Annotated in this window: 12 protein-coding genes, 2 tRNA genes and 1 pseudogene; 9 read left to right on the forward strand and 6 right to left on the reverse strand. The window is 46.3% G+C overall.

Going from position 1 to position 11,627, the window contains the following annotated elements:
- Positions 1–19 precede the first annotated feature (19 nt).
- The 6 genes from yqeK to QUA62_RS16505 all read left to right on the forward strand — a co-directional run bounded on the left by yqeK (position 20) and on the right by QUA62_RS16505 (position 3,202).
- On the forward strand, positions 20–652 hold the full coding sequence (gene yqeK / locus QUA62_RS16480) for a bis(5'-nucleosyl)-tetraphosphatase (symmetrical) YqeK (protein WP_333405479.1): 633 nt from the start codon (positions 20–22) through the stop codon (positions 650–652).
- 138 nt (positions 653–790) lie between these two features.
- The gene (gene rsfS / locus QUA62_RS16485) at positions 791–1,210 is read left to right on the forward strand and encodes a ribosome silencing factor (protein ID WP_333405481.1); all 420 of its coding nucleotides are present in this window, start codon (positions 791–793) and stop codon (positions 1,208–1,210) included.
- A 2-nt stretch (positions 1,211–1,212) separates the two neighbouring features.
- Positions 1,213–1,722, forward strand: a complete 510-nt coding sequence (locus tag QUA62_RS16490; protein WP_333405483.1) for a CGLD27 family protein — start codon at positions 1,213–1,215, stop codon at positions 1,720–1,722.
- A 181-nt stretch (positions 1,723–1,903) separates the two neighbouring features.
- Positions 1,904–2,857, forward strand: a complete 954-nt coding sequence (locus QUA62_RS16495; RefSeq protein WP_333405485.1) for an asparaginase — start codon at positions 1,904–1,906, stop codon at positions 2,855–2,857.
- A gap of 117 nt (positions 2,858–2,974) precedes the next feature.
- Positions 2,975–3,051, forward strand: a tRNA-Met gene (locus QUA62_RS16500).
- A 74-nt stretch (positions 3,052–3,125) separates the two neighbouring features.
- A tRNA-Met gene (locus QUA62_RS16505) sits at positions 3,126–3,202 on the forward strand.
- A 409-nt stretch (positions 3,203–3,611) separates the two neighbouring features.
- Here the strand turns inward: QUA62_RS16505 and QUA62_RS16510 are convergent.
- From QUA62_RS16510 to QUA62_RS16525, 4 genes are all read right to left on the reverse strand, one after another.
- Positions 3,612–3,800, reverse strand: a complete 189-nt coding sequence (locus QUA62_RS16510; protein ID WP_190663201.1) for a DUF2949 domain-containing protein — start codon at positions 3,798–3,800, stop codon at positions 3,612–3,614.
- 86 nt (positions 3,801–3,886) lie between these two features.
- The gene (locus QUA62_RS16515) at positions 3,887–4,021 is read right to left on the reverse strand and encodes a hypothetical protein (RefSeq protein WP_333405487.1); all 135 of its coding nucleotides are present in this window, start codon (positions 4,019–4,021) and stop codon (positions 3,887–3,889) included.
- Positions 4,022–4,030: 9 nt separating this feature from the next.
- The gene (locus tag QUA62_RS16520; RefSeq protein WP_333405489.1) at positions 4,031–4,414 is read right to left on the reverse strand and encodes a hypothetical protein; all 384 of its coding nucleotides are present in this window, start codon (positions 4,412–4,414) and stop codon (positions 4,031–4,033) included.
- A gap of 443 nt (positions 4,415–4,857) precedes the next feature.
- Positions 4,858–5,052 (reverse strand): hypothetical protein, encoded by a 195-nt coding sequence (locus tag QUA62_RS16525; protein WP_333218769.1) that lies wholly within the window; start codon positions 5,050–5,052, stop codon positions 4,858–4,860.
- Between the two features lie 51 nt (positions 5,053–5,103).
- On the opposite strand from QUA62_RS16525, the gene QUA62_RS16530 reads away from it, so the two are divergent.
- A complete protein-coding gene (locus QUA62_RS16530) occupies positions 5,104–7,992 on the forward strand; it encodes a PAS domain S-box protein (RefSeq protein ID WP_333405491.1) in 2,889 nt (962 codons plus the stop codon).
- Between the two features lie 123 nt (positions 7,993–8,115).
- Here QUA62_RS16530 and QUA62_RS16535 read toward each other — a convergent pair whose 3' ends face one another.
- Positions 8,116–8,706: a rhomboid family intramembrane serine protease gene (locus tag QUA62_RS16535; protein ID WP_333041719.1), complete on the reverse strand. Its 591-nt coding sequence runs from the start codon at positions 8,704–8,706 to the stop codon at positions 8,116–8,118.
- Positions 8,707–9,176: 470 nt separating this feature from the next.
- Between QUA62_RS16535 and QUA62_RS16540 the strand changes: the two genes are divergently transcribed.
- Positions 9,177–9,554, forward strand: a complete 378-nt coding sequence (locus QUA62_RS16540) for a Mo-dependent nitrogenase C-terminal domain-containing protein (protein ID WP_333405493.1) — start codon at positions 9,177–9,179, stop codon at positions 9,552–9,554.
- Positions 9,555–10,284: 730 nt separating this feature from the next.
- On the forward strand, positions 10,285–11,109 hold the full coding sequence (locus tag QUA62_RS16545) for an SGNH/GDSL hydrolase family protein (protein WP_333405495.1): 825 nt from the start codon (positions 10,285–10,287) through the stop codon (positions 11,107–11,109).
- A gap of 223 nt (positions 11,110–11,332) precedes the next feature.
- Here the strand turns inward: QUA62_RS16545 and QUA62_RS16550 are convergent.
- Positions 11,333–11,627, reverse strand: a pseudogene (locus tag QUA62_RS16550) (hypothetical protein); the annotation flags it as partial.

The raw sequence follows: 11,627 nt of genomic DNA on the forward strand, positions 1-11,627 counted from the left end.
ACAATTTCGGAGTTAATATTTGACACTTGCACCCGCGCGCGAAATCGTCCTAGCTTGGCTCTCTGAGCGCGTTCCTGCTGCCCGCATCAAACATATTCTGGGAGTCGAACAGGTAGCAGGTGACTTGGCTCGCCATTACGGCCTCGACGAAGCAAAAGCCCGATCGGCCGGTTTGTTGCACGATTTGGCAAAATACTTCAAACCTCAACTGCTGCTGGAAATGGCAAGGGCGGAAGGTTTAGAGTTAGACTCAGTGTTGGAAGCACACCCGCATTTGCTGCACGCAGACGCGAGCGCGATCGTCGCCAGAGACGAATTCGGGGTGGTCGATCGAGAAATTTTGGACGCCATCGCCAATCACACCCTCGGCAGACCAAACATGAGCCAGCTCAGTTGTACCGTATTCATAGCAGATACCATAGAGCCGAGCCGCGGCAACACAGCCCAACTAGAAGCACTGCGCGAGGCAAGCTTGCAAAATCTTTATGCAGCCGTGTGGCAAACTAGCGATTATTCTCTTAAATATTTGCTAGAAACTCGCTGCTACATCCACCCCCGCACCGTACTTACCCGCAATTGGGCGCTGCTTATGGCTCGATCGCCGGAAACAGGAAATTCGACCCAGAAGTCGATCGAACAAATCACAAGTTAAAAGTAAAATTTATCAGCAATCCTGTCCTTACTTTTAGCTTCAACCTAACTCCTATTTCCAGTCTCAAACTGCCAACAACCGATCGCTCGTAGCGCACCGATTCCCTCTTACCGTATCAATTAGGAAATTAAACACTTAATGTCTGATCTAACTCAACTCGAATACTCTAGGGCTCAGTCTACAGCAACCGACGGCACCTCCTCAGACGAAGCTCGTGGCCTGATCATGACCGTTGCCCAAGCAGCCGATGACCGCAAAGCAGTAGATATTGTATTGCTCCGGGTGTCAGAAGTATGCTATTTGGCAGACTACTTTGCGATCATCACCGGATTTTCCAACGTGCAGGTACGAGCCATATCCCAAGCAATAGCAGACCAAGTGGAAGAAGAGTGGCAACGCTTGCCACTGCGTACACAAGGCCTATCAGACGCTAGTTGGGTCGTCATGGACTACGGCGACGCGATCATTCACATTTTGAAGCCTCAAGAGCGGGAGTTCTACAATTTAGAAGCGTTTTGGGGACACGCCGAACGCATTGAGTTTTCCCCCGCGCCCTGAGGATGGCTAATGTGAAAGACGCTTCTGTTTCTATTTGTCCGGTTCCGCAAGAACAGCGACCCATCAATGAATACCAAGAACTTAAAGAATCCTGGTTTTTTAGCTGGGTAACACTCAATTGGCCCGGATACCTGGCAAAACTAGCTTGGGTGTGGGCTTGGAGTTGCTTAGTATCTGGGCCGATAGCTGCTTCTAGCTTTTCTCCTGTCAAGTATCCAGCTCAGTTTGTCCTCAGCGCAGCTGCAGGTGCCAGTTTTATTCTAGGATTAGCTTTGCTGCGACTCTACTTGGGTTGGTTCTACGTGCGATCGCGCCTTTCAAATCCCACGGTCGTCTACGAAGAGTCTGGCTGGTACGATTGTCAATCTTGGCCTAAAACTCCGGAAGTTTTGCTTCAAGACCAGTTGATTGTTAACTACCAACTAGAACCAATTCTCAGGCGTCTGCGGCAGACATTTTATGGTGTGACAGTATTGCTGGTTGCCGGGGGACTAACTTGGAGTTGTTTGTAATCGGTTCGGTTCGGGAGTTTTGAGTTTTGAGATTGCCGCGCAGGGCCAACCACGCACACGGAGTGCACGAGTCAGAAACGATCGCAGAAAGATTAACTTTATAACTCGTAACTGGCAGCTCGCAACTCAAAACTTCCACCGGCCTCAATCTAAAATCTAAAATCTAAAATCTAAAATTGATATGACAAGGGGAAAACGAACCCAAGCTCCCGAACTGGAAGTCACACTGCTGCGCGAAGGTATTGTGGAATCGAGGCACCGCGCCCAGGCCGCTGTCTGCGACAACCGCGGGCGCGTTCTGTCCGTTGCTGGTAACTCGGAAACGGCCTCATTTGTCCGTTCTTCACTCAAGCCTTTTCAAGCTTTGGCGGTGACGGGGACTGGCACTTTAGAACGCTACGAATTGACCGATCGAGATTTAGCGATTATTTGCAGTTCCCATCAAGGTACGATCGAGCAATCGCGCCAGGTATTTAACGTCCTGTGGCGCTGCGACATTGACCCCTCTAAACTTCAATGCCCCATTCCCGAAGGCAAAAAGAGCGCCCTGCAATACAACTGTTCCGGCAAACACGCCGGTATGCTGGCTGTCTGCCAGCAACTGCACTGGCCTCTGGACACTTATTTACGCCGCAAACATCCTGTCCAGCAGCTTATTTTGGGCAAAGTGGCTGACTTGCTGGCAATGCCTGCCGAAGAGTTTATCAGCGCTCGCGACGACTGCGGCGCTCCTACCTATCTGTTGCAGTTGGGGCAAATGGCGTCTTTGTACGCTCAGTTAGCCTCCGGTAACAATGTGGATATGGAACGGATTGTCCGCGCTATGACTCATCACCCAATGATGGTTGCCGGTGAGGGTAAATTTGACACAGAACTGATGCGCTTGACTCAAGGGGAATTGGTGAGCAAGTCGGGCGCCGAAGGGGTGCAGTGCATTGGCCGCGTTGGCGAAGGCATGGGCTTGGCAATTAAGGTGACGGATGGAGGAAAGCGCGCTCAATTTGCTGTGGCAATTCACTTGCTCAAGCAGTTGGGGTGGATTACTCCGACGATCGCCGAAACTCTTTCGGAAACTTACCTCACTCTCAGTGACTTCAAGCGCTTGGAGGTAATCGGGGAAGTTTCGATGCTTTAGGGCGATCGAGACTCTGAGCCGATTTCAGCAACCCCTCCCACAATCTAAAAAGTTTTTTTGATTTAGGGGTTGCAATTTTCAGAAAGATATGTTTATATTAGTAGAGAGACAAAACGACGCGGGATAGAGCAGCCTGGTAGCTCGTCGGGCTCATAACCCGAAGGTCAGTGGTTCAAATCCACTTCCCGCCACCAAATTCAAGCGAACCCTGTAATCTTTAAGGTTTCAGGGTTTTGTTTTTGGAAACCACTACAGAGAGACAAAGCGACGCGGGATAGAGCAGCCTGGTAGCTCGTCGGGCTCATAACCCGAAGGTCAGTGGTTCAAATCCACTTCCCGCCACCAAATTAAACAAGACAAGCCCCGGCAGCCTAAAAGTTGCTGGGGCTTGTTTTATACCGTCTGTGGGATGCCATCGGCGATCGCATCTTCGACAGATTGATAGCGTTTCCGGTTGCACGAGCGACATGATATAGAGGACAAGGCACTGCCGTCTCGAAAGCTGTGGGTAATATTAATTCCGATGCTGCCAGATTTGATATGAAAGCAGTTTATTTTAGGTGGCAATAAAAATGAGGACACAGCAGTGCTGTGCCCCTGCTGTATATTTGTATTTTTCTAATTGGGACAAAATAAGACCCACCCTCAACCTAAACACTCAACCCTATTCTTTCCGACGACCGTTTGTGCAAGCTTTATTTGTCAAAAAATTGCAATCGGATATCCATATTTTTTAACTCAGGATTTTAAATTGCTAAATCGGCTGAGCTTGAATCCAATCAAAAATCAGGTTTAACTGTTCCAGTGTTACTAACCCGTACTGCCACAGAACCATCGGCAGTTCGCTGGCATCTTGTTCACCGTGTCGGAGAGCAACGGCGATCGCAGAATTCGATATCGCCAACTCCCCCCGCAAATAATCGATCAGTTGAGCCTTTCCCATCACCTTCACCGCCAGTTTTATGCGCTATTGTAAAGATATGTAGCTAATCGGTCTGTATCGGAAGTTTAATTGGTCTAATTTTAGGTTCACAATAGAGAACCTGGTGTGATGGAAACCGCACAAAACTTGTGATAAAACTCAGATAAAAAAGCGATCGCAGTCACAATAACTCCGAGAATTAAAAAGTGGGTTCCGCGATCGCTTGCTTCAAATGAATTCATTTAAAATTCCTAAAGTCCTAGCTGAAGCTGAACTCCCGCTTCTGTACCGCTGTCGGTTTGTTTAGGAGGTAAAGGATTTGCTTGACGCTGGGCGTCCGAAGGAGTAGTAATAAATTCCAAGGGGCCATCGATTTTGAGGCGAAATGTGTCGCCCAAGCTGCTTTCCCTTCTAGCAGAATTAGCCGCCGTTTCTGGTTCACCAATCAAGTTTTGGTAGTCCGAGTCTAAGGTTCTGTCCTCCACAGTCCTCAACGAGTCCCCAGATAAAGTCGTTTCCGAATTTTGGGGCGCTGGTTGCAGTCTTTGTTGGGCGAGAACAGCCGGGGTCAAACCGATAAAAATTGAGCTCAGTCCGAGAGCAGTGCCAAGAGTAGCAATAACTGCGTTCATCATCCATGCCTCCGCTAGTTGCATCCTACTATGCGCTTATTGTACCGAGCCAGAATTAAGTTGCACTCTATCAAAAGTAGCTGCTTGTGGAGATATCAATTGCAGTTGCTGTGAAAACTTATAATTTTCGATCGCGCTATCGGAAAAATAGAACGGACCCAGCAACCCGGTTGAAACCCCAGAATACGTCATTTCAGGAATGAGCCAACCAAAAACTCGATTTGTTTGATTAGGGCGCGTCAGGAGTGGAAAAATAGTTAGTGGTGGATGCACGGGTGGCTATTCACCAATTGGTTTTTTCACGACAATAGTTAGTTACAGCCCGCCAAAAGGCTAAAAAAACCCGGTTTCAGAAACCGGTTAAAAAAAATAATGCAACAGCAGGCAACTTCTAAACCCTTACAGACTCAGTTTTTCCCAATTATTCAATTCTTTAATCTCAAAATCTATAATAGTATGAGTGTGTAGAGTGCATTCAGGATTGATACTGCATTCATCTCGATCGCCAATGTTCCCAAAGCTCGCGATCGCGCTAAGATGGCGGTGGCAGTCGTTAAAAATTCCGTTGCCAGCGGCAGATTCCGAGTTATTAACAGCACTTTGCCTACTAAAACCATCTCAACTTCAAAACCTGCGCTCATCAAGTTGTACTTGACCGGAATGTTGTGGGTTAATAATAGTTCTGCTTTACCATGCCAATCAAATATCTGACCGACCCGATTTTAAAAATGTCGGGCAAAGTGCCAATTCGCATCGTCCTTGTTGTGCCTTTTGCCCTCCAGACTTTCGCTGCGGTAGGGTTGACGGGGTGGCTGTCGCTGCGGAACGGGCGCACAGCCGTCAACCATGTTGCCGCACAACTGCGGACAGAAGTCACATCGCGTATCCAGCAACATATTCATAGTTATATTGAAACGCCACACCAAATCAATCAGCTCAATCTTGATGCCATCCGTCTCGGCATTGTGAACGAGCCGGATAGTGATAGTTTGCAACGCTACTTCTACAAACAAATCAAAATTTTTGATAAAATTAGCTACATTCAATTCGCATCCGAAGCAAAAGATTTTATTGGAGTTGAACGCCTCGACGACGGCAAGTTGCAAGCTCAGATTTCTAATCAATCTACTGGCTATAATTTGCATAGCTACGCGCTGTCCGAGTTCGAGGAACCAACCAAGCTATTAAAAACTACTCTCAACTACGACCCCCGCGTCCGACCTTGGTACATAGCTCCGGTGCTTGCAGGCAAACCGACTTGGAGTAAAATCTATAATTATTTTGACGCTCCCAAACTAGCGATTACGGCGGCTCAACCAGTTTATGGCGAGGATGGTAAACTGATTGGCATCCTGGGTACTGACTTGGCACTTTCCAAGCTCAATCAATTCTTGGAAACTCTAAAAATTGGCAAATCAGGACAGACTTTTATTGTAGAAAGGTCTGGGCAATTGGTGGCAAATTCTACTCTGGAACCGCCATTTATTGTTAGCAATGGTGTTGCGAAACGGATTGTGGCAGCCAGCAGCAAGAATGTTCTAATTCGATCGACCGCCCGCTATTTGACAGAACGCTTCGGGGATTTGCACAATATTGACAGATCTCGCCAGTTAGATTTTACGATCGACGGTCAACGGCAATTTCTACAGGTGACGCCGCTTTTAGACAGCAGGGGCCTCGACTGGTTGATTGTGGTGACGGTTCCTGAAGCCGATTTTATGGAAAGGATTAATGCCAACACTCGGTATACTGTGGTGATGTGTCTGGGTGCTTTGGTGCTGGCAACGGCGATTGGCGCCCTGACTTCTAGGTGGATTGTTGTACCGATTCGGCGTCTGAGCAAGGCTGCGGAGGCTTTGTCCCGGGGAGAATGGGACGGGATGGCGGTAGATCCGGGCTTGATGGCATCTGTAGAGCGGGAGGATGAGGTGGGTGTCCTGGCTCGCTCTTTTAATATGATGGCCGGTCAATTGGAAGAGTCATTTACTACTCTCGAAGATCGGGTAGAATCTGCGATCGCCGACAAAAATCAATTAATTATTTCTCTGAAAAACTCGCAGCAAAAACTGGCTCTCCATCTTCACCAAACTCCTTTGGGAGCGATTGAATGGGATCTAAACTTTGAAGTAGCGGAATGGAATTTATCAGCGGAAAGAATTTTTGGATACAACCGCTTGGAAGCTATAGGACGCCACGGAGTCGATCTCATAGTTCCTGAAAGTGCTAAGGAGTATGTCAGGCAACTATCTATAACTTTGCTCACTAATCAAGGAGGAGTTACCAGCCTTAACGAGAACCTCAGAAAAGACGGCAAAATTATTCTTTGCGAGTGGTACAATACGACTTTGGTTGATCCGGACGGCAGCATCATTGGGGTGGCATCGCTGATTCAGGATGTGACTGAATTTCACAGTGCTATGGAGAAGTTGCGGGCCAGCGAGGAGCGGTTTCGCCAGTTGGCAGAAAATATTCATGAGGTATTTTGGATTAGAGAACCCAATCAAAAGCAGCTAGTTTATGTGAGCCCTGCTTGCGAAAAAATATGGAATTTGAGCTGTCAGAGTTTGCAGTCAGAACCGGAGGCTTTTTGGGATGCTATTCACCCGGAGGATATCGATCGCGTCAAGGCTGCTTTTGAGAAACAGGTGCGGGGCGATTATGATGAGGAGTATCGGGTAGTGCGATCAGACTGTTCAGTTTGCTGGGTGCGCGATCGGGCTTTTCCAGTCCGCAGCCAAACCGGAGAAATTTACCGCATCGTCGGTATTGCCGAAGATATTACCCAGCGCAAATTAGCAGAAGAATTCCAAAAAGTCGCTCAAACCGCTCAAGCTGCAAACCAAGCCAAAAGCGCCTTTTTAGCTAATATGAGCCACGAATTGCGAACTCCCCTCAACGCGATTATTGGTTACAGCGATATGCTCAAAGAAGACGCCGAGGATTTAGGCTGCGAAGATTTTATCCCCGACTTGCAAAAAATTCAAACAGCGGGCAAACACTTGCTATCTTTAATTAGCGACATTCTAGATATTTCTAAGATTGAAGCGGGGCGGATGGAACTTTACTTAGAAACTTTCAACCCGGTTAATTTAATTGACGAGGTAGTTTCTACTGTTAAACCCTTGGTAGATAAAAACTTTAATAAGTTTGAAGTTGATTGTGGTAGCGACTTGGGAATGATGTATGCTGACATTACCAAAACTCGTCAAATATTGCTCAACCTGCTGAGCAATGCAGCGAAATTTACAGAAGGTGGCACTATTACCCTCTGTATTGAAAGAGTTAAACATGACAGCTTAACCACTCAAGAAATAGCAGAACCTTCCGACTCAATAATTTTTCGCGTAGCTGATACGGGCATTGGGATTCCCCCCGAACAATTGCAGCATTTATTTCAAGCATTTATGCAGGGCGACGCATCAACTACGCGCAAGTATGGCGGCACGGGTTTGGGATTGACTATTAGTCGTCACTTTTGCGTGATGATGGGGGGCGATATGCACGTTGAAAGCGAGTTAGGTTTCGGTTCGGTTTTTACTGTGTGCTTACCGGCCCGCGTTGAATTATTGGTCAGCAGTTAGTCTTGGTATCCGGGACGCACTTATTACACAAAAAACCAGGTTCATTGACAAAAAACCTACGCTTTCAGATAAGTTCGGGGCAATAAACTAAGGTGATGATAGGATACACCATAAGTCCTAATCCTAGCTAATTTCCCGTTTCCGCCGCCCCAAAAGTTGAGCTGTTAATACGCCGCCGACAAAGCCAAAGAAATGCGCTTGCCAGGAAACTCCCGGCTGCGAGGGCAAAACTCCCCAAATTAAACTGCCGTAGAAGAAACCGACAATTAAAGATACCAAAATAGAGGTAAAGCTGCGTTCAAAATAGCCCCGCAGCAGCAAGAAGCCGAAGTAACCAAAGATTAATCCGCTGGCACCAATGTGAACGGAATAGGGCGCGCCAGTCAGCCAAACTCCGAATCCGCTGACTAGCACAGTGACGGCACTCACGATAAAAAAGTCGCTAATTTCTCGCAGCATGATCAACCAACCCAATGTCACTAAAGGGAGGGTATTGGCGGCTAAGTGAGCAAAACTGCCGTGTAGAAAAGGCATCAACAGGATGCCTTGAAGTCCGTCGAGGCTGCGGGGGCGGACTCCGTAAGCATTCAGCCTGCCTCGGAACAGGAATACATCGACAATTTCGATAATCCAGAGGAGGGAGACGAAGCCACCGAGAATGGCGGCGTGGCTTTGCAATTCGCGGGTGATAGCTTTGGTTTCTGGGTTACTCATGGGTGGTGAGGGCGGTGATACCGATTATTTATCATTGTAGAAGTTTCTGAGCGATCGCGAGCAAAGATTGTTGGGGCGAGGTTTGAGGGTTTTTTGCAGCAGAGCTTATTTAGAAATATTATAAGTTTTATTAAAAATTCCGCATTTTCACGTATAGGATAATTCACCTGGATGCGTCACAATAGTAATTGAACTACAAAAGGAGAGTCAACCGAAGGTTGAAGCTAAAACGTAGAAGACAGAATTTTTACCCTATCAATCAATCGTTGGGCTTGAAATGAGGACACTTTTTAGAGCGCACACCGCCTTTAAAAAAAATCAGGAACTACTTTTCTCGCCATAAGTCATTAATTTAAGAAGTTCAATCCGGTAAAACAAAACGAGATGCTGTAGATACTGATTGTAGATAATATGGCACAAGCTCTACAAAGAGTTATTGGCACCTCGTTATAAAAGAGGAAGAGAGCAAAATGAACGTATTTGAGCATACAGTCTCCTACCGAACTCTGCCAAATTGGGTAGGATTTGGCAAACAAGAAACAGCCGTTAATGTCGCTACAAATTCTCAACCTTACGGTCAAAAGCCACACTTTGACCCCTTGCATCCGCTAAAACAATTGCTTGATAACACTGCAATTAAAAGTCAAAAGTTGGCTCGGTTGCTGTGTAAGTTTATTCCCAGCCAGTGTCCGTTTGAGCGAGAAGTCAAAATTGGCGATCGCACCTTATTATCCATTCCGCCGCTGTGCAAGTTAAATCCTCTTTACGAGCAAGTCGTTGGGCTGCGCTTTCGAGCTTTGTGTTATTTGGCTGACGAGTGCGGCGAAGATGTAACTCCTTATTGTTAATTCTGCAAAAAATTAAAATTTTCACTGTCTTTTCACCCTCCCTTCTCCTTGTTGGGGAGGGTTTTTGTTTTGTGTCGGCTTTCAAGGAACAAAAGTGCGGTCAATTTCTCGATACGCCCAGTAAATCATTTTTGAATCAATTCTTTTTTTCGTGATTGACAGTTATCTCAAGGGTGGTTGTTTGGGAGGCTTTTGTAGGGAGGAGCCCGGTTAGGTAAAACAACTATCAATAGAGGAGAATAGTTAAGCGTAAACAGAAGCGTAAATTGCATTCGTAGGAGGAGTGGCTATCACCCCTGAACAAAAGGAGCGTTTTAAAGCTTGTGCTAGCTTAAAACCGGGATGCTGCTGGTTCGCCTCTTGCCTAACTTTATTGGGTAATCTCCCAAAAGATGTACGGTTTTATCCCCTCTAGAGCGCTATGAGCTAGATACCATGAGAAAAGTGTCAAGGACATCACCAATCTATGTAGGTTGAGCAGTGGAGTGAGGCAACCCACGATTAAAGTTCAGTTTTACTTTCTACATTTTTCCCAAAATTGATATATTAGTAATTGGGGGAAATATTTAAGCTATTTCAACAATATAACTAAGACTAAATGTAAAAATAACGAACTCGGTAATTATCGATCACAACTTATCAAATGTTTTACGCCTATAACTAATACCAAGTGTTAAAAAGAACGTTTTTTGCAGTAATTATTGCGTTTTTATCTTTTATGGTTGCACTCATGCTATCAGCTCAAAGTTCTGAGGCTGTCAATGGACTCTATGTATTTGGGGACAGTCTTTCGGATATGGGAATGGTGTTTCGAGCAAGCGGGGGTCAATATCCGCCTCGTTCGACTTACTTTCAAGGGCGTTACTCGAATGGTAAGGTTTGGGTAGAATATCTTGCCGATCGCCTAAAGGTGCCGCCTGAACGAGTCACTAATTTGGCTTATGGAGGTGCAACAACGGGGAGCGATCGCAATAGCCTTGTCCCTGGTTTGTTAGCTCAAGTTGAGTCCTGGACTAAATCCCAAAAACAGGCAAATCCTCATGCGCTGTATGTACTGTGGGCGGGTGCAAATGATTATTTGCAGGGGGTAAATAATGCGAACCTTCCCGTTGAAAATGTGGCGAGGGCGATCGCGTCTCTTGCTGGTGTGGGTGCCAAAAATATCCTGCTGGCAAATTTACCAGATTTGGGGCAGTTACCGGCGACGCGAACAGGCGCTAATTCTGGAAGGCTCACTGCATTAACACAAGCACACAATCAGGGTTTGAGGCGAACGCTTAAGGTATTAAGTCAACAGCATTCAAACTTAAAGATTGCGACTCTGGATGCTAATGCGCTTTATCGGGAAGCCATTACTTCTCCGGCTAAATATGGCTTGACTAATGTGACGAGTGCGTGTTTATCGGGTGGAGGTGTTTGTGGTAGTCCCGATCGATTTTTGTTCTGGGACGGCATTCATCCGACGACGGCTGCACACAGGATTTTGGGGGAAGCAGCGTCGGCTGTTGTGCAGGAGAGCGGGATGATTAAATCTGAATTGGGGACGCTTCGGTAAACCATTTTGAGGCTGGACGGGCGATCGCCACAATATCGGGACGCTGCCTTTTCGTAGAGGTTGACATAATTTGTTACATGAGAGCAATAGTGGCTCATCTGATATTGTAGAAATTTTCCTCGTGGGCGATCGCACTTCAAGTTTGACAAGGGCGATTCCCTACGAGATAGCTACCCTTCTGGAAAGCTTCGCGAACGCTTTACGATTAATTTTTGATATTTAGCTAAACTCTAGGTGATGCTAATGTCTGCAACCCAAAAACAACTAGATCGCCAAGGTTTTTAACTAGAATTTTCATTGCTGGTTTTAAACGCCAGTCTTCAACTTTACTAGGTGAAAGCGCACCATGTGCAGTGGCATTTCTTAAAGCCTTGGCTAACATAGTAGCATTAGCCCAATCTTCTATAGCAATTCCATTTGAGATGTAAATATGGATTTCTATGGTAAAATAGGAAAGTTTGATAATAAATGAAAGGGAAGAAAGCAAATGGAAGCCAATCAAAATGAAAAAGAAAGAC

Origin of the sequence: Microcoleus sp. MON1_C1 (assembly GCF_036701945.1) — a bacterium.
GTDB lineage: Bacteria > Cyanobacteriota > Cyanobacteriia > Cyanobacteriales > Microcoleaceae > Microcoleus.

Excerpts from the sequence above, each read along its gene's own strand:
- rsfS (WP_333405481.1), top strand. The coding sequence starts at position 791 with ATGTCTGATCTAACTCAACTCGAATACTCTAGGGCTCAGTCTACAGCA.
- QUA62_RS16490 (WP_333405483.1), top strand. The coding sequence starts at position 1,213 with ATGGCTAATGTGAAAGACGCTTCTGTTTCTATTTGTCCGGTTCCGCAA.
- QUA62_RS16495 (WP_333405485.1), top strand. The coding sequence starts at position 1,904 with ATGACAAGGGGAAAACGAACCCAAGCTCCCGAACTGGAAGTCACACTG.
- QUA62_RS16510 (WP_190663201.1), bottom strand. The coding sequence starts at position 3,800 with ATGGGAAAGGCTCAACTGATCGATTATTTGCGGGGGGAGTTGGCGATA.
- QUA62_RS16515 (WP_333405487.1), bottom strand. The coding sequence starts at position 4,021 with ATGAATTCATTTGAAGCAAGCGATCGCGGAACCCACTTTTTAATTCTC.
- QUA62_RS16520 (WP_333405489.1), bottom strand. The coding sequence starts at position 4,414 with ATGATGAACGCAGTTATTGCTACTCTTGGCACTGCTCTCGGACTGAGC.
- QUA62_RS16525 (WP_333218769.1), bottom strand. The coding sequence starts at position 5,052 with ATGAGCGCAGGTTTTGAAGTTGAGATGGTTTTAGTAGGCAAAGTGCTG.
- QUA62_RS16530 (WP_333405491.1), top strand. The coding sequence starts at position 5,104 with ATGCCAATCAAATATCTGACCGACCCGATTTTAAAAATGTCGGGCAAA.
- QUA62_RS16535 (WP_333041719.1), bottom strand. The coding sequence starts at position 8,706 with ATGAGTAACCCAGAAACCAAAGCTATCACCCGCGAATTGCAAAGCCAC.
- QUA62_RS16540 (WP_333405493.1), top strand. The coding sequence starts at position 9,177 with ATGAACGTATTTGAGCATACAGTCTCCTACCGAACTCTGCCAAATTGG.
- QUA62_RS16545 (WP_333405495.1), top strand. The coding sequence starts at position 10,285 with ATGCTATCAGCTCAAAGTTCTGAGGCTGTCAATGGACTCTATGTATTT.